General features: G+C 62.0%; 17 protein-coding genes and 1 pseudogene. 4 read left to right on the top strand and 14 right to left on the bottom strand.

The genetic code is table 11. The annotated features are described in order from the left end of the window. Nucleotides 1-41: 41 nt before the first annotated feature. Complete coding sequence (locus ACYVD0_RS13535) at nt 42-311, bottom strand: DUF2798 domain-containing protein (protein ID WP_460427281.1); 270 nt, start codon at nt 309-311, stop codon at nt 42-44. Between the two features lie 135 nt (nt 312-446). Between ACYVD0_RS13535 and ACYVD0_RS13530 the strand changes: the two genes are divergently transcribed. Together ACYVD0_RS13530 and ACYVD0_RS13525 are read left to right on the top strand one after the other, a co-directional pair. Further along, a complete protein-coding gene (locus ACYVD0_RS13530) occupies nt 447-1,379 on the top strand; it encodes a LysR family transcriptional regulator (protein ID WP_460427280.1) in 933 nt (310 codons plus the stop codon). Between the two features lie 136 nt (nt 1,380-1,515). Continuing rightward, a complete protein-coding gene (locus ACYVD0_RS13525) occupies nt 1,516-2,295 on the top strand; it encodes a nucleotidyltransferase domain-containing protein (RefSeq protein WP_460427279.1) in 780 nt (259 codons plus the stop codon). A gap of 169 nt (nt 2,296-2,464) precedes the next feature. Here ACYVD0_RS13525 and ACYVD0_RS13520 read toward each other — a convergent pair whose 3' ends face one another. The 9 genes from ACYVD0_RS13520 to ACYVD0_RS13480 all read right to left on the bottom strand — a co-directional run bounded on the left by ACYVD0_RS13520 (nt 2,465) and on the right by ACYVD0_RS13480 (nt 11,349). Further along, the gene (locus ACYVD0_RS13520) at nt 2,465-4,225 is read right to left on the bottom strand and encodes a DUF4942 domain-containing protein (protein WP_460427278.1); all 1,761 of its coding nucleotides are present in this window, start codon (nt 4,223-4,225) and stop codon (nt 2,465-2,467) included. Nucleotides 4,226-4,321: 96 nt separating this feature from the next. Next, nucleotides 4,322-5,110 (bottom strand): class D beta-lactamase, encoded by a 789-nt coding sequence (gene blaOXA / locus ACYVD0_RS13515; RefSeq protein ID WP_460427277.1) that lies wholly within the window; start codon nt 5,108-5,110, stop codon nt 4,322-4,324. Between the two features lie 88 nt (nt 5,111-5,198). Beyond that, nucleotides 5,199-5,624, bottom strand: a complete 426-nt coding sequence (locus ACYVD0_RS13510) for a hypothetical protein (RefSeq protein WP_460427276.1) — start codon at nt 5,622-5,624, stop codon at nt 5,199-5,201. Between the two features lie 210 nt (nt 5,625-5,834). Beyond that, a complete protein-coding gene (locus ACYVD0_RS13505) occupies nt 5,835-6,599 on the bottom strand; it encodes a ubiquitin-activating E1 family protein (protein WP_460427275.1) in 765 nt (254 codons plus the stop codon). Next, nucleotides 6,596-7,309, bottom strand: coding sequence for a hypothetical protein (locus ACYVD0_RS13500; RefSeq protein WP_460427274.1), 714 nt, complete (start codon nt 7,307-7,309; stop codon nt 6,596-6,598). The genes ACYVD0_RS13505 and ACYVD0_RS13500 overlap by 4 nt, the downstream gene beginning before the upstream one ends. Then, nucleotides 7,296-8,606 carry a hypothetical protein gene (locus ACYVD0_RS13495; RefSeq protein WP_460427273.1) on the bottom strand — a complete coding sequence of 437 codons (1,311 nt, stop codon included), beginning with the start codon at nt 8,604-8,606 and terminating at the stop codon, nt 7,296-7,298. The genes ACYVD0_RS13500 and ACYVD0_RS13495 overlap by 14 nt, the downstream gene beginning before the upstream one ends. A gap of 234 nt (nt 8,607-8,840) precedes the next feature. After that, complete coding sequence (locus ACYVD0_RS13490) at nt 8,841-9,053, bottom strand: PRTRC system protein C (RefSeq protein WP_131255444.1); 213 nt, start codon at nt 9,051-9,053, stop codon at nt 8,841-8,843. Nucleotides 9,054-9,067: 14 nt separating this feature from the next. Beyond that, complete coding sequence (locus tag ACYVD0_RS13485; RefSeq protein ID WP_460427272.1) at nt 9,068-9,517, bottom strand: hypothetical protein; 450 nt, start codon at nt 9,515-9,517, stop codon at nt 9,068-9,070. Between the two features lie 29 nt (nt 9,518-9,546). Beyond that, complete coding sequence (locus ACYVD0_RS13480; RefSeq protein ID WP_460427271.1) at nt 9,547-11,349, bottom strand: PRTRC system ParB family protein; 1,803 nt, start codon at nt 11,347-11,349, stop codon at nt 9,547-9,549. A gap of 427 nt (nt 11,350-11,776) precedes the next feature. On the opposite strand from ACYVD0_RS13480, the gene ACYVD0_RS13475 reads away from it, so the two are divergent. Continuing rightward, complete coding sequence (locus tag ACYVD0_RS13475; protein WP_460427270.1) at nt 11,777-12,745, top strand: S49 family peptidase; 969 nt, start codon at nt 11,777-11,779, stop codon at nt 12,743-12,745. A gap of 206 nt (nt 12,746-12,951) precedes the next feature. Further along, a complete protein-coding gene (locus tag ACYVD0_RS13470; protein WP_460427269.1) occupies nt 12,952-13,212 on the top strand; it encodes a hypothetical protein in 261 nt (86 codons plus the stop codon). Nucleotides 13,213-13,421: 209 nt separating this feature from the next. On the opposite strand, the pseudogene ACYVD0_RS13465 reads toward ACYVD0_RS13470, so the two are convergent. The 4 genes and pseudogenes from ACYVD0_RS13465 to ACYVD0_RS13450 all read right to left on the bottom strand — a co-directional run. Continuing rightward, a pseudogene (locus ACYVD0_RS13465) lies at nt 13,422-13,665 on the bottom strand (transposase); the annotation flags it as partial. Between the two features lie 47 nt (nt 13,666-13,712). Then, entirely contained in the window at nt 13,713-14,633 is a 921-nt protein-coding gene (locus ACYVD0_RS13460) for a MurR/RpiR family transcriptional regulator (RefSeq protein WP_460427268.1), read from the bottom strand. A 253-nt stretch (nt 14,634-14,886) separates the two neighbouring features. Then, on the bottom strand, nt 14,887-15,753 hold the full coding sequence (locus tag ACYVD0_RS13455) for a DMT family transporter (RefSeq protein WP_460427267.1): 867 nt from the start codon (nt 15,751-15,753) through the stop codon (nt 14,887-14,889). 112 nt (nt 15,754-15,865) lie between these two features. Beyond that, nucleotides 15,866-16,874: aldehyde dehydrogenase family protein (locus ACYVD0_RS13450; protein ID WP_460427266.1), on the bottom strand; the 1,009-nt coding region annotated here is incomplete at its 5' end.

Here is a 16,874-nt window from a genome sequence, read left to right as displayed (position 1 = left end):
TGAATTTTATCAAACGTCTGATCTTGAATAGAGCGCATGGTTTAAGACTCAGGACGGCTATCGCGAACTGTGTGCACCGTCCAAGAAACCAACCTCAACACAATCGGCCTGACCAACAGAACACACACGAAGGCTACCGGCATAGCGAGCTTATAAGCCTTGAGCACGTTGTTCAGATAGTCTTCCTGGATGCCATTATTGGCGGCGGTGATAACCAGGCACATCAGGAAGGCCATGATGGCGGACATGTAAAGAGCGAAGGCATAAGGTGTAGTACGTACTGGGAGTTTGAACTGTCTGGACGATGGCATAGGAGCTCCTTGGATGAGCGGCTGAGTCGATGGTGGCTAGCAATTTAGCAAGGCCTTCTGGCCGCCAGTAGACGTCCATGCATTAGCACTCTATAAAGTGAAACTTACGAATAAAACGCTAATGGTGGGTTCCTGATGAATTTATTGGGGGCAATAAAAAGTTTTATCAAGGTCATTGAGGCAGGCAGTATCGCCGGTGGTGCCAAGGCCTTGGGCATAAGCGCATCAGCAGTGAGCCAGAATATCGGCCGCCTGGAGGCGCACCTGGGGGTGCAGTTGTTGTCACGCACCACCCGCAGTTTAGCGGTAACCGAAAGCGGAGCGCTGTACTACGAGAAGGTCAAGACCATCGAGCGTGACCTGGAGCTAGCCCAGAATGCCATCACCTCACTGCACGCTGAACCCCAAGGCCGCCTATGCATCGCCTCGACATCGGCCTTTGGCCGGCATGCCCTGGCGCCGTTGATTCCCGGCTTCAACGCGCGGTATCCAAGTCTGACCATCGAATTGATCACCACCGACCGCAAAGTCAACCATACCCAAGAAGGGATTGATGTCAGCATCCGCATCAAACCGCAGTTGGAAGAGGGGATAGTGGCTCGCTGTATCGCTTCGGTGCCATTCGTTTTCTGCGCGGCGCCTGCCTACCTGGAACGAGTCGGCTGGCCCAAGTCACCGGAAGAACTGAAATACCATTCCTGTCTGGTGTTCCGCTATCCCGTGGACGGCCGGTTTTTGCCTTGGGGATTTATCCGCGAGGGTCAGCGATTCTGTGCCGAGGTGAATGCGACGTCGATCAGTGACGATATCGATGTTCTGGCACAGATGGCAGTGCAAGGCGGCGGTATCACCCGCCTGGCGGACTTCGTAGCGGCACCGTTTATCGAGCGTGGACAACTACTGCCTTTATTCGAATATCGCCAACCGTCTGCCGTTTATGCTGAGGTGGAGCCGATGGATATCTACCTCTGCGTCCAGGACCATATGGCGTTTACTCCCAAGACCAAAGCGTTCATGGACTACCTGGTCGAGCAGTTGGCTGAGCGATGGCCTTCACATCCAAAATGACTAGTCTTGGTCGGTTTCTGTCTACCGATAAGCATCGGCAGGCTCAGATTTCGGCCCGTCACGACGGGCCGGATAGTCATAAGCTGACGTTGGCTAACCTGGACGCTGATAGTATCGAATTCATTTGCGAGGAATGATGAGTAGCGTCCAGGGGATAGATACTGACGGTTATATCTTGGCTATGCCGGAGCTTCCGATTCAGCCGGCGTATCGAGTGTTGGTGCAAGAGCTATGTAAATCGCTTGCGGCACCTGCTAAGCCACTGGTCGATGGAATCTATCTCTACGGCAGCGTTGCGAAAGGCTGCGCTAGGCCCGGCGTGTCGGATCTCGATGTCACTCTCATTCTTAGCCGATCCATTACAAACATTGAGAGCGAGTGGATTGAACAGGTACGACAAGATCTTGAATGCCAACATCCAGAGGTCACCAAGATTGATTTCGATATCGGCTACCGCTCCGAGGCTTTAGCCGAGGAAAACGCCTACCGCAGGGGTTACTGGCTCAAGCACCATTGCCGATGCGTTTGGGGTAATGATCTAGGAAAGCATTTCAAGCCGTTCAAGCCTTCTCGCTCCATAGCCTTAGCAGTGAACGGCGATTTCCCCGTTATGCTGGCCAAATATGCAAGCCGTATCGAAGCTGCATCCTCTCCAGCAGAGATAAAACGGCTGCAGCGAGAGGCCGCACGGAAACTGCTTCGCTCGACTAACGTTCTGCGCTCAGAGGAGGATCTGTCCTGGCCCATGACGCTGGAAGACTATGTTCAAGCATTAATAGAACGTTACCCAGGGATGAAAACGCCTATTCAATTTTTTCTAAGTCAGGCTCATGATCCAACGGCTTCGAGCGAAACCTACCTTACCGAGCTACGCAGTATGAATCAGTGGATGTCCCAGCAAGTCGGGAAAGGGTAGATATCCGCTTCGGGTCGTTCTGAGCCGGTCGAGACACCATTTCGCGATGGTCGACAGGAGTAGCGTCCAGTGCGGCAAGGAGGGCGCTCAAGGGGGAGGGACAGGCTCACTTTGAGCCAGCGCCGAGCCATACCCGCAAACTCGGCGCAGTCACGGAAGACCGGGCGTCCTACAGGCCAAGGCCCATCTGCATGCCTTTCGGCTTGGCTTTCGTGGCCTTCAGCAGCAGGACGCTGATCGAGGTGCCGGCGAAGGCGTTGTCGATGGGCGCGGAGAACTCCAGATCGAAGCCCGGCAGCAGCTCGGCCGCCTGCTGGCGGGCGCTCAGCGGCAGCACCGCGCCGAGACGGCCACCCGCCTCGACCAGGGCGCCGGCGTGGCGCAGGTGCGCCTGCCAGCGACCTTCGCTGTATGGAGGATTGCAGGCGATCACGTCGAATAGGGTGCCGGGATTCCAGGCGAGAAAATCTCCCTCGATCACGGTATGGCCCTTCTCGCGCAGGATCATGCCGTGCAGCGGGCTGACCTCGACGCACAGCGTGCGGTCCTTCGGCAGCAGGTCGGCGATGCCGCCCTGGCCGGCTTGCGGTTCGAGGCAGGTTTCGGTCGGCTGGATGTCCAGCCACTGCACCAGGCGTTCGGCGACCGGGGCCGGCGTGGGATAGAACTGGTGAGACTTGGCGTCCGGGAGCTGGCCACTCACGGCCACGGCCTTGACGATCTGCTCCGGGTTGTAGTCGAACTGCCAGTAGCGCAGGTTCTTGTGCTTGCCGCCGTTGCACGGGACGCCGCCCAGGGCTTCCAGTACGCTGCTCACCTCCTCCAGCAGGTGCTTGGACGGCTCGGCCGAGCCGTAGCGCACGCAGAGCGTGTTGGGCACGAATTTGCGGTCGTACTCACGACGGCGGCTGGTGGACGGCTCCAGGGTGAAATATTGCTCCATTGCCGCGAGAACGCCGGCCGCCGCATTGGAGATCGGGCGGTCGAAAAGGGCCTTGCTCTTGAAGCCGCAGGCCTTCGCGCGCTTGGGCCGGGTGCGGGCGCTCTCCGGGATGGCCATGGGGTGCAGGAAGGCGAGGATGCCGTTCAGACGCCAGGCCAGGTCGGGATGCACCTCCAGATGCGCCGTGCCCACCTTGTAGGCCCGCACGCGCAGGCTGCCGCAGTCGGCCTCGATCCATTCGCCCCGGTGGGCCTTGGCCAGGTTGAGCAGACGGGTCGTCGTATCGCGCTTGGGCTCGTCTCGCCCCATGAACTTGGCGATGACCAGGCGCAAATCGTGGATGTAGCCCTCGCGGGTGTGATCAATGGTGCCGTAATCACTGAAAATGTGGTTCAAGATCATGCGCTTGGAGAAGCCTTCGGGCGTGTTGGTGACGTGCGAGCGCGAGAGGTTGCGGAAGATGCCATCGACCCGCTCGGCGAGAAACTCCGCCCGCCGGGCCATCAGCCCCTGGATCGTGGCGCGCAGGTTGTCGAGACTGAACTCGGGCATGTCCAGCTCGGGATTGGTACCGCGCTTATAGCCGTGCTGGCGCCAGGCGTTCAAGCACTCGTGCCACTGGTTCCGGCGGGCCTGGGGCATGTGTTCCAGCAGGTCGGTCAGGCTGAGCGCCCGGCTCCAGAACGTCGCGGTGAGGTCGTTCAGCGCGCCATCCAGGTTGAATATCTCATTGAAAGAGCTGGTGTGGCGCAGCGTGGCGCTGTGGCCGTACTGGTCGGAGCTGTTGCCGCTGAAGAAATAGCCCATCACGCCGGATACCTTCTCTTCGGTGATGATGCCGTGGACCTCGGTGATTCGGGCCTTCAGCCGTTGGAACTCGCTGGCCAGCTGGGTGAGGGCGTCGAACTGTACCGGCGCGAAAAACTGGTCGATCACATCGCCGAGGATGGGTTGAGAATTGTTGCGGTCTTGCTCGAAAAGTTGCATGGGACAAACCTCCTGGGTATGTCCCCACGCTCTCATGGCTGCGATAAATCCCAAGCCGACAGATTCAACTTCGATGAGGTTATTAGGCGCTCAATTTCAAAGTATCTTCAACGCCTTGAGACTTGCTTTACCAAGCTCTAAACGTTTGGCTGCATCGGATGCTTCTCGAATATCTATATTCAATGCAAAAGGATAAATACGATTGTCTTTCTCAACCCATCCGACCCACCAGCCAATGCCAGCGCCTGGAACATTTTCCCACCCCGTTTTTCCATACAGCTTCCAGTTATCACCTTGTTCTAAAGTGATAATTTCACGGACTTTTTTCTGCTGATCCTGGGGGAACGGCAATGTTTCCTTAGCCAACTTGGCAAGGAATTTGGTTTGCTCAAGAGCGCTGATTTTGAGCGGCCCGACCAACCAAAAAGTGCCAATACTCGTATTCGGGCCAATATCTTGATTTCCATAGCCAATTTTCGAGACGCCCTCCCTCATGCGCTCGGGCCCAATCCGTCGAGCAAGCTCCTGATAGATTGGAACGTTTGATATGGCAATGGCATCTCGCAGCCCCATATCTTTTTCCCATGCTTTGAAAGGCTGGTGTTGCCCGCCGTAGGGAAGGACCTCATCGACATTGTCAACAGCACCGACTGAAAGCCCGATAAGTGTGTTTGGAATTTTATAAGTCGAGGCTGGAACAAATCTTGTCTCAGCACGAATTCGGTCATAGCCAACAAATTGGTCGGCCTCGACGTCATAAAGGACAAATGTGCCCTGAACGTGTGCGGCTTTGAATAACTCTTCTATTTCTGAGCTTTTTATCCATTCACTAGCTTGAGCTTGGAGAGCGCATAGGAAAACTGTAAGTGTGAGTAGGCGTTTCATATTGTTCCTTTTGCCTAATGTTCAGGTTCAGGTTTGTTGACGATGGCTGTCAGCAGCTATTCCAGGGGAAATTTATTTCCTGCAATTATCAGTCGATGACCAGAGGCTTGGCCTCGTCCCAATGATCGGGCGGGATGGCTTCGGTGGATATAGCAACCCTCATCCCCAGCGTCGGACTATTGCGCTTGAGCAAGAACGCGGCTGCACCAGCACACATGGCCTCGGTGCCAGAGGAAAAATAATTTACCTTTTTATTCGAGGGCGCATGTTGATTGAAGCGGGCGACTCGCTGGCACTGGCGCGTCGAGAAGTCATGCGCCATCAGCTCGGAGATTATTCTCTCCAGTTCGTCGGGCGGCAGCATGTTCTGCTGGCTCTTGCGCAAGGGGCATTCGATGCAAGGAACCTTCAGACGGAAGTGAGCGGCCAGCAGATTATCCCCCGCCCGTTCATCCTCCACCTGCGGTAGTTCGAGTGCAAACTGCTCGCTCGGGAAGTCTGTTTTCGCTGTCATGTCGTGCCTCCTGCTTGGGCAACGAAGGTATATCCACCCCGATGCTGGACCACGTTGGGGAAAACCCAACTCCCAGCTTCTGTTGAGCGTTGGACAGCCAGCCAAGCGAAGCGGCTTTCCCAGCCAGGGGCGGTTATTGCGCTGGGGATCGGCGCGGCAGCGCAAGGCGAAGTCCACGCCTTCTGGTTGGGAAGGGAGCTTTCCCGCCACCTAGACGGGCGGGAAGCTCGCCGCCATCACCTCGCCGGTTTCTAGGCTGATCGACAGGCAATGCTTGGCCGTGCGCCCATGGCGCAGCAGCTCCCAGACGATGCCCATGCCCGCCGTGGTCACGGCGCGATTGATGAGGCAGTCCTGTGTGCCCAGCGATTCGGCGGCCGAGCAGGACTTGCGCGGATCGTCCTGCAGGCTGGCCAGTTCCGGGTAGACCTCCATGACCGAGGGGTAGCGCTCCCGATGGCGGGGGCTGAGGGCGCCGAATACCGCTTGGCCATGCCGGTGCCCGTTGCCCAGGTCGAGCCACATGCAGGACGGCTTGAAATAGCCGTCATAGTGGGCCAGCGCCCGTCTGGCCGAGGGCAGGTCAACCGCCGTGATGATGAGGTCGGCACGGGCGATGGCCTTTTCGGTTTCCGGGCCGGGGAAACGATGGGGCACGCCGGTCCAGTCCAGCCCGAGCATCAGGTTGTAGCGGTTGGCCAGTGCCACCGCCTTGTACTGGCCCAGGTCGCAGGGCCAGAAGCGCTGGCGGACCAGATTGGGTTCCCGCACCACGGCATCGTCGATGATCGTGACCTTGAGGCCCTTGGGGTGGCCGAGGCTGACCAGCGCATGGTGGAAGCTGGCCAGACAGTCCACCACCTCGCTGCCGTTGCCGCCGGCGCCGATCACAACCAGATGCACCGCATCGCTCATCCAGCGCTCCGGCGCCTCGAACCAGACCTCCTGCGGGGCCGGCAGTACTTGAGCGCTCATGGGCGGCCTCCTGCGTGGATCAGGTCGGCCAAGGCGTACTGCTCGCCGTTACGGGCCTTGGCCGGCAGCAGGCGGCTGGCCGGAAAGGTGCGGGCCTGTTCCTCATGCAGCTTGGCCATGAACGCCTCGTAGGCCGCTTGGCTGCCGACGCCCTTGGCAGGCGGGGTGTCGCCCAAATGCGTGGCGCGGGCCTCGACGGCGAAGCGTTCGCAGGCGGCCCGGTCCTCGTCGCGCCCGCGAAACTCCGCCAGATTCACGTTGCCGCCGCACATGGTCCAGTTGGTGTTGATGTTGCCCAGCGGGGCGATCCAGAGCTTGGTATCCGGCGTAGGACGGGTGCGCCCCTTGGCGGCGAACACACGCAGCGGCTGGCCCTCGAACTTGGCGTAGATCAGCAAGGGCAGCGGCACGCGGTACTCCGCGTCGCGGAAATGCACCTCGGCCTGCCGGGGCGGCGTGTACCAGACCATATTGAAGCCGGAGCCGTCCCGCGCCAGTACCTGATCGGGGACGAAGGCGATGGATTCCTTGTTACCACTGAGGATTTCCACGATGGCCGTCTTGTCCTGCTGGTTGAACAGGCGGCCGGCGCCGAGCACGAAACCGGCATCCGGGGCGGGAACGATCTTGTGGCTGGTGACTTCGACCGTGCCGCTTTTTTCGTTTCGATGCAGCAGCATGGCGATGGACTCGGTATTAACTCCCAACATGAATGATTCCTTCCAATGCGGTTTCGATCCGTTTGACGAGGCGGTAGGCTTCGCCCATTGCATTGACGATGGGTATGGCCATATCCAACAAAACGCCCGGTTCGGCCATGATCGTGATATGGGGGCCACCGATGTTTTGATATAGATTGTTTATATCATCGTCCACCAAATCCCCAAGCGCGCCGAAGTTGTCGCCGGGAATGACGAACAGGCCGCCGAACAGTGCAATACCCTCCTCGGGAGAGGAGTGTTCCTCGACGATCATGTCCTTCTGCGACTCGTATATATCCTCCAGTCGCCTTCCCGCTGCCCGGAACTCGACGGCAGAGGTGAATGCCTCCGCGAGCACGGCATAGACGCCGGCATGTTCGGGATAGGTCCTGGCCTGTCCCTGCATGAGTTCTAGTTGGGCCTTGCAGGTGGCCTCGAACTCTTGGAAATAGCCGTTGGCCGCAATATTGAACTGGCGCTGATAGTGTTCGACTTCGCTCACTATATCGACCAGACGGTCGAACGATTCCGAGCCGGGAATAATCTCCTTCGTTTCGTCCACGCCAAGGAAATAGGGTTCGAAATCCCAACGGCTCCGGTCGCACTCCACGAGAATATTATAAATCTCGTCCCGGTCTTTTCCGGCGATCAAGGGTTTGAAGCACTTCCATACCTCGTCGAGGTAATACAGATAGCGATTGCTCAGATCGAACAGCGTCTGCGGATCGTGGAACGCGGCAATGCCCTCGGAAATGGCGAACAGCGCATGGACGACGGCCATTCGCAGCGCGTGCGAGGCTGGCGCCTCGTCCGTGGGGATATTCAGGCACAGGTTTTCGGCGTCGTGGCAGTGGATCGACAGCCCGTTGGTGTAGAGCGCTGCGCCATAGCCGGGCGGCAGACGGTCGTCGATGGCCCGCAGGGTGTCCAGCGCCAGCGACTGGATGCCACGCTCGCCCTCGTCGATCATGCGCAGGGCTTGGTTGGGTTCGAGCAGGTCGGCCCGCAGGGCTTCCTCGACGATCAGCACCAGCGTATCGAGATCCGGCAGGCCGTCGGGGCGCTCGTCGATCCGGCGCAGCCGGCGCTTGGCCGCCTTGGTGAAAGCCCGGCGCCGGACCTTCACCGAGGCGCCGAAGCGCAGGATGGCCTCGTCGATGGCCCGCTCGATCTGGACCAGCGTGCCGTGCCCGGCCAGATGCGCCAGCGTGGCGTCGCTGACCAGACCGGACAGCGCGCAGCCGAGCAGGAACTCGGCGCGGGCCGGCAGTTCGCTCTCCCGGAGCCGGTAGCGGCGCTCGATCACCGCGTCCCGGTAGGCCCTCATCCCTGCCGTGGGGTTCGGCAGGGCGAACAGCGTCGTCAGCGGGGCTGCGGAGGTCGCGGGGAATCGGTAGGCAGCGGGTTGCCACTGGATTTGGCGGCGAGCGTCCATAGGGCTTTGGCCTGTTCCTGGGTGAGTGCGTAGTGGTGGGTTTTCATCGGGTCGGTGATGGGGCGGGCGCTGCCACCCGCCCATGCCCGTAGCCGTGCTATGGCCTCATCCCTTGTCGCCATAGTTGGCTTCCTTGATCGCGTAGACGTGCTTGTCGCCTTCGAGCACCGGCTCGATCACCTTGGCGCCCAGCATCCGGGGGAACAGGCGGGCGTAGTGGCGCAGCACTTCTGCCGGGGTCATGTCGGGGCTGGGATCGTCGAGGTCGCGGCCACCGAAGCGGAACACGCGGCTGAGAGTGATGACGGTCGCGGTCATGGTTCGATCCTCCCTCAGAATGCATCGCCAATGGACAGAGGTTGCGGCGCGGGAGCTGGGGCGTCGTCAGGGCGCTCGGGGGCGGCAGGCTCGGTCTGCTCCTCGGCCTCGGCAGGCTTCGGCGGCGTGCTGGCTTCCTTGGCGGCGCCGCTCTTGGCCTGCGCCTTGAGCTGGCGCAGTTCCTCCAAGACCTCGTTGCCTTCATCCAACCGGTCGCGCATCTGGCCGAGCTTGCTGGCCAGCGCCGCCTCCACCTCCGCCGGGGTGCCGACCACCACCAGCGGGCGGGCCATCAGCGCGTAGACCTGGGCGACTTCGGGAGCGGCGTCGTCCGGTACTTGGCCCACGTCGGCGGTGAGAATCAGGCGGATTTTTCCGTCTCCGGCGCCGACGGCTTCGATGAAGAGGCGTTTTCCCGGTTCGGTACCGGCCACGGCGCTCGCTACGGCAGAGAAAAAAGACATGAGGGTTCCTCCTTGAGGGAATGGGTTGGTCAGGCGGCTTCGGATTCGCTGGATTGAGCGGTTTGGCTGGCATCGGCGCCTTGGGGGGCGGCGGGCTTGAGGAAGGCGGGCAGGTGGCCCTGCCATGAGAAGCCCTCCAGCGGCGCGAGCAGGGTCTGTGCGAGTTCCTTGACCTTGCTGGCGCCGACCATCTTCTTGAACGCCCCCTTGCCGTGCGCCGCCTCGTAGGCGCTGTCGAAGCCGGCAGCGGCGCATTCGGCCAGCAGCTCCTCCTTCGTCAGCAGGTTCAGGTACTCGGCGTCCACGGCGAACACCTCGCGGGGGTCGAGGCTGTTGCGTCCGATCACCTCGGCGGCCAGCAACGCCGCTTCGCTGTGGTCGAAGTCGTCGTTTGTGACGGTGCGGCACAGCGCCAAGGCGGAGAGTTTCGCCAGCAGCGCCAGCAGCTTGGCTTCGTCGAGCCGGGCCAGATCGGCAATCCATGCCACCCGCGCCTTGGCCGTGGCGGGCCGCTCGGAAACGCCGGCCGCCTTGAGGATTTTGTCGGTCAGTCCAGGCGCCACGTCCTTGCCAATGTCGTGGACCACGCTGGAGATGGCTTGGGCGTAGCCGTAGGCGGCATGGGACACCATGAAGCGGTGTGCCAGTTGGACCAGGGCTTTGTGGGCCACCTTGCGCAGCGCCGTGCGCAGGGTGCGCGGCTTGCTCGGGTCTTTTGCTGGCCGGCCAGCCGGTGCGCCGGCAGCGGCTGTGGCTGCCCCCTGAGAGGGAGTTGCGGGCGCCGGGGTGGCCTGTGCAGTTGCCTTCACCGCCGCTTGGTACTTGCCGACCATTTCGCCGTGGCAGGTCGGGTTGAAGCAGTAGCGGCCCGTAACCTTGCCTTCCTCGCCATTGCGTGTGCTGACGACCGCACCGTAGCTGGCGCAGGAGCGGCAGGCCGCCGCCTGCTCATGGCCCACGCTCTTGGCGCCATCCGTGGCGATGGTCTGGTAGCCCTCGGCGGGCAACTCGTCGGAGCGATAGACCAAGCCGTGTTCGGCCTTGGCATCGGCAAGACACTGCTCAAGGTGCGCGGCGACCTTCGCGCTCCAGCAGGTCAGGTTCTGGCACTGGCCATTGCCCACGCTGGTGTCGAACAGGTCGGCAAACGCCGATGAATTGTGAGCGCAGCCGGCACAACCGCTGGTGTCGAACCGCGCCTGATCGATGCGGCGGGTCAGCTTGAGCAGCCGCTCCCGCGCTTCGGCAATGCTCATGCCCTGCTCGACGATCTTGGCGACCACCATGTCCTGATCGGCGTGGCCGAGCGGACAGAGCAGTTCGGCGTGGCCCAGCTTGATCTGCCCGGCGAGCAGCGCCTGCGCGACGGCCTCGCTGGCATGGGTGAGCAGGATGCGCGCATTGAGCTTGGTGCGGCTCCAGCCGAGCAGGCGCATGACCTCCTCGTGGTCGTTGGCGGTCTGGCGCAGCAGTTCGGCCGCCGCGTTGGCTTCCTCGATGGGCGTCATGTCGGCGCGCTGGATGTTTTCCACCGCCGCTGCGATGCGGGCCTCCTCGTCGCTCATGGCGCGCACCAGCGCCGGGATCAGGTCGATGGCGCAGTCGGTCGCCGCCTGCCAGCGGGTTTCCCCGGCGACGATTTCGAAGTCGTGTTCGGGATCGCCCTGAATGGGGCGCACCAGAATCGGCTGGAGAATGCCTTGCGCCATGACGCTCTGTTTGAAGTGCTCGTAGCGCTCGGCATTGCGCCCTTTGCGCGGGTTGTTGGGGTTGCGGCGAATACGGGAAACCGGCAAGTGCTGGATATTGGTAGAGGCACTGGTTGCAGACATAGTGGGTTCCGGTGAGTTTGCTGAACTTGTAGACGTAGCCTCTCATGCGTTTAAAGGAACCCAAGCCAATATCGGCAACTTTTTAATGTGCGATAGAGGCGCGCTAGGTAGTTGCCACTGCTGTGTTAGTTGCAAGTTTCAGGCGGAAAAATAATCTCGAATTTGGGCGGGAAAGTATTTCCCATGAACTTGGAAAGCGTTTTTGCCGTGGCGGCGAGTGCCCAACATTGCCCTGGTTGGGAATTCGGCCCCCCACGGGAGTCTCAGCAATTCTGAGGCGGGATATTCCACCCCGTATTTCCCTGTTACCCGCAGAGCGTGAGCGCTAGCGGCATGCCGCGCCCCTCGGCAGTGGTTCCCCGGCCTCCCTACGGGCTACACTGAAAACAGTGGATTGGCTAACCTCGATGTGCAAATAGGAAACGCTATGGACGATAAAGAGTTGGGTTTGATTCTCAAGGATCTAATGAGCGAAAACTTGCAGGAACGGAAAAGGACTCGTCGCTGGGGGATTTTCTTCAAGTTCCTGGGTTTTACTTATCTCGCGGGCACGCTGGCGGTTTTCACTTTGTATGATCCGAAAAACAAAGCCGACAAGTACGACAGTTATACCGGTGTGGTGACCGTGCGCGGCGAAATCAAGGACGATGACAAGACCGGGTATCTGGCGATCAACAAGATATTACGCAAGGCCTTCGAGGACGATAAAGCGAAGGGCGTGATTGTCGCCATCAACAGCCCGGGTGGCAGTCCGGTGCATTCGCATCAGATCTACCTGGAGATGCAGCGCCTGCAGAAGAAGTACCCCGAGAAGCCGCTGTATGCCGTGGTCGGCGATCTGGCGGCCTCGGGCGGCTACTTCATTGCCGCCGGCGCGAAAGCCATTTACGCCGACGAGACCAGCCTGGTGGGGTCCATCGGTGTGACCGCGGCCGGGTTCGGGTTCGTGGGGGCGATGGAAAAGCTGGGCGTGGAGCGGCGCAACTATACCTCCGGCGAGCACAAGAGCCTGCTCGATCCTTACAGCCCGCAGAAGCCCGACGAGGTGGAGCTCTGGAATGATCAGCTGCGGCTGACCCACGAGAAGTTCATCGAGGCGGTGAAGAGCGGCCGTGGCGAGCGCCTGAGGGCGGACACCCCGAATCTGTTCAGCGGTCTCCTCTGGAATGCCAAGGAGGCCAAGGCTATCGGTCTGATCGACGGGTTCGGTTCGATCGAGACGGTGGCGCGTGACATCATCCAAGCCGAGCATCTGAAAGACTTCAACGAGGAGCCCAATCCCTTGTCGCGACTGGCTGATCGGCTGGGAGCTTCGATCGGCGCCGGCCTTGCCAGTGGAGCCGTGCATAGCGTGCTGGAGGCTTTCAATAGCCAAAAGGTGCTGGGCAGCAACTAAGCTTGGACGCCTTGCTGATATCCTTCCGCCCTCTTGCCCATATCGCCGGATGCGTAGCTGTGCAGCCGCACGTGCGGGGAGAGCAATTGGAGTGGCGCGGCCAGGCCTGCGAGGCAGTCGCGATGCTGCAGGTGCGCCAGCGTGCTGAGCGACGATTACCGGGCTTGAGCGCCCGCGCCCCATAACGAACCGATAAGGAAAAGACGATGATGACGCTCGATGATCTGGCTGCCCGTTCCGGCAGCTTCGCCATGCACCTGGCACGCCTGCGCGACGGCCGGCAGCCGAACTGGGAGGTGCTGGAGGTGCCCGAGGCCGATCGCGCCACAGTGTTCTACATGATGCAGCGCGAGAGCCTGGCAGCGCTGATCGCCTATCTCGATGCGCTGAAAGATCACCTGCTGATCGAGTTGGACGACACGCAGCGCTTGCAAGGCGAGGTGGCCGAGCTGGGCGACCGGATCTAGATGTGACGTGTTGCACAGGACCTGATTCTCGGATACGGATATTCTCACCGATCTTGCCAAGCATAAATTCGCATAATCTATCTTATGTTAAATAAGGTATTGGTTAGTCTTACTGTCTCATAAACGTGGATAGCCCAAACCGCCGTACAGGTCCCGGCAATACTCAAGCATCAGGTAGACACCCAGTTGATGGACAGGGCCTCGCGGCGCAGACGCTGCCCGAGCAGAAAACCGTAGGCTGCGATGCTCAAGCTGGCACGGTGGTGGAATCCCCACCAACCACGCCACTCGTAATGTCCCTGCCCCAGGTCCTGCTTGAGATCCTGATAGTCGCGCTCGATACGCCAGCGCAGATGGGCGATGCGGCAGCGGCGTGTCCTCCGCGAGCGTGGACAGCCAGTAGCGGGTTGGCTCGGCCTGGGCGAGGGGCCATTCGATCAGCAGCCATTGCAGCGGGTGCAGCCGCTGCTGCTCTGCTGTGGTTACGCTGATACGTCAACCTAGTCGGGCTCGCCGTCTTCAAAGCTGCCCGGCGCGCCGATTTCCTCGACCGAGATTTCCAGGCGATAGGCCACGGCGATGAACAGCGCCTGGCACAGGCTCAGGGTGGAGCTGAGCGAGCGGAAGGCGAAGGTGCTGCCCTCGTTCACCAGCAGCAGGGCACTGGCCTGCTTGGCCAGCGGCGCCAGATGGCTGTCGGTGATGACCAGCGTATTGGCCTCGTGCTGCCGGGCGATGCGCACGCACTGGCGGGTTTCCTTGCCGTAGGGGCTGAAACTGATGGCGACGACCAGGTCGCCCTCGCGCACGCTGCGCATCTGCTCGCGGTAGCCGCCGCCCAGGCCGCTGACCAGATGGACGCGCTTGTTGGTGTGCTGCAGGCTGTAGACCAGATAGTGGGCCACGGCGAACGAGCGGCGCACGCCGATCACATAGATGTTGTCGGCCTCGGCCAGCAGGTCCACGGCCTTGTCGAACTCGGCCTCGTCGAGTTCCTCGGCCAGCCGGTCGAGCCCCGAACGGGTGGCGTCGATGCACTCGCGCGCCAGCTCGCCGCTGGAGGCCTTGTTCGAGCGGTTGGCGATCATCCGGCGGATGCGCTGCTGGTAGTTCTGCACCGGCGTGGCCTTGTCGGTGTAGGCCTCGCGGAACAGCGCCTGCATCTCGCTGAAGCCCTTGAAGCCGAAGCGCTGGGAGAAGCGCACGATGGCTGAGGGATGCACCTCGCACTGGCGGGCGATGTCGCTGACCCGGTCGACCATCACCCGGTCGCTCTGCTGGCTCATGTAGCTGGCGATGCGCTTGAGCTGCCGCGGCAGGCTCTCGTATTCCGCCGTGATCAGCTGCTGCAGACGCTCCACGCTGGCCGGCACCTCCTGCAGCGCTTCGCCGGCGGTGTCGGGCAATTCGGAACTGGACATGCGGTCTCTACCTCTTGTGGTGATTCGTGTGGCCTGCCAGGCGACAGCATACCGGCGCAACCCCCGGAACGCCTTCAGACTGAAAGCCCATAGCCGTACCAAGGCACATGTGAGGCCCCCCGACGCCCGAGCGATGGTCGACTGCCGGCCACCCGGCGTCGCCCGTGTGGACGCAACCCTGCGCCGCCATTGTATGCATTGGCAAGGCGGACCCAAGCCTCGAACAGCCGTTCGGCCCCGTCGCGGCGCGCCCCTAGCGGTGACGCCGCGCCTGCAGCCAGGCGCTGCCCAGGCCGCTCAGGGCGATGACGCCCATGCCCAGCAGGGCGCCGCCATCCGGCACATGGTCGAACAGCAGCAGGCCGAGCAGCGTGGCGAAGAGAATCTGCAGATAGCCGAACGGCGCCAGCAGCACCGGCGAGCTGTAGTGAAAGGCGACGGTCAGCAGCATGTGCCCGCCGACGGCGATCACCCCGAGCGAGCCCATGGCCAGCAGCTGCGGCCAAGGCGGCAGCCCCTGCCAGAACAGCGGCAGCAGCAGGGTCATGCCGGTCGCGCCGACCAGGCCGGTGACCAGGTTGGTGGCGCCGGCGCTGTCGCGGGTGCCGATGCGCCGGGTCAGCAGCTGGTAGAGGGCGTAACAGGCGGCCGACGCCACCGGCAGGAACATGGCCGGGGTGAGCAGGCCGCCGCCGGGGCGGACGACGATCAGCACGCCGAGGAAGCCGATGCCGACCGCCAGCCACTGGCCGGGATTGGCGCGCTCGCCGAGCAGCGGCATGGCCAGCAGGATCACCAGCAGCGGCGCGATGAAGTGCACCGCGGTGGCCTCGGCCAGCGGCAGCAGGCTCAGCGCGGAGAGAAAGATCAGGCTGATCGAGAGCAGCGACAGCCCGCGCAGCAGCTGCAGCCCCGGGCAGTTGACCCGCAACACGCCCAGGCCGTGGCGCGGCAGTTGCCAGGTGGCGAGCAGCAGGCTCTGCGCCAGGTAGCGCACCCAGATGACCATCAGCACGCCATTGGAGGCGGTGAGGTATTTCGACAGGCTGTCGTGGGAGGCAAACGCCAGCGCGGCGGCACAGCTCAGCAGGATGCCCTTGAGCGGGCGGGATAGGCTCATCCGGGCGGGCTCTTCGTCAGGTGCAGGTCCGGGGGCGGCTCGCGAGCGCCCGGACGGACCCTCGCGAGGTATCGGGAACGAGGCCAAGAGGGTTTTCCAACCCTCTCTGCACTCAGAAGATGTAATCGGTGCTCAGGAAGCTCGACTCGCGGTGGCGGATGATCTCGCTGATCAGCTGCTTGTTGTCTTCCTGGAACTTGGTCGCCACCAGGGTGCGGATCGAGAACACCCGCAGCGCGTCGTACACCGACAGGGTGCCCTCCGCCGAGTTCTTCCGGCCGTTGAACGGGAAGCTGTCCGGGCCGCGCTGGCACTGGGCGTTGATGTTGATCCGCCCGACCTGGTTGGCGAAGGCATCCACCAGCCGGCCGACCTGCTTCGGGTCGTTGCCGAAGATCGACAGCTGCTGGCCGAAGTCCGACTCGCGCACGTAGTCGATCACCGTCTGCAGGTCGCGGTAGGGCACCACCGGCACCAGCGGGCCGAACTGCTCTTCCTGGTACACGCGCATCTCCGGGGTCACCGGGTAGAGCACCGCCGGGTAGAAGAAGGTCTCGCGCGCCTCGCCGCCACCGGGGTTGGCCACCTTGGCGCCCTTGGCCAGGGCGTCGGCCACCAGGGTCTTGAGGAAGTCGCTCTTGCCCGGCTCCGGCAGCGGGGTCAGCGCCACGCCCGGCTCCCAGGGCATGCCCGGCTTCAGCGCGGCGAGCTTGGCGTTGAACTTCTCGAGGAAGCGGTCGACCACCTGCTCGTGGACGAAGAGGATCTTCAGCGCCGTGCAGCGCTGGCCGTTGAACGACAGCGCGCCGGTGATCGCCTCGCTGACCGCGTTGTCCAGGTCCACCTCGGGCAGGACGATGCCCGGGTTCTTGGCGTCCAGGCCCAGCGCCGCGCGCAGGCGGTGCGGGCGCGGGTGCAGCTTCTTCAGGTCGCTGGCGCCCTTGTTGGTGCCGATGAAGGCGAACACGTCGACCTTGCCGGTTTCCATCAGCGCGCTGACCGTCTCGCGGCCACGGCCGTAGATGATGTTGATCACCCCGGCCGGGAAGCTGTCGCGGAAGGCTTCCAGCAGCGGGCGGATCAGCAGCACGCCGAACTTGGCCGGCTTGAACACCACGGTG

Source organism: Azotobacter armeniacus (assembly GCF_054779355.1).
This window is presented reverse-complemented; position numbering and strand designations above follow the sequence as displayed.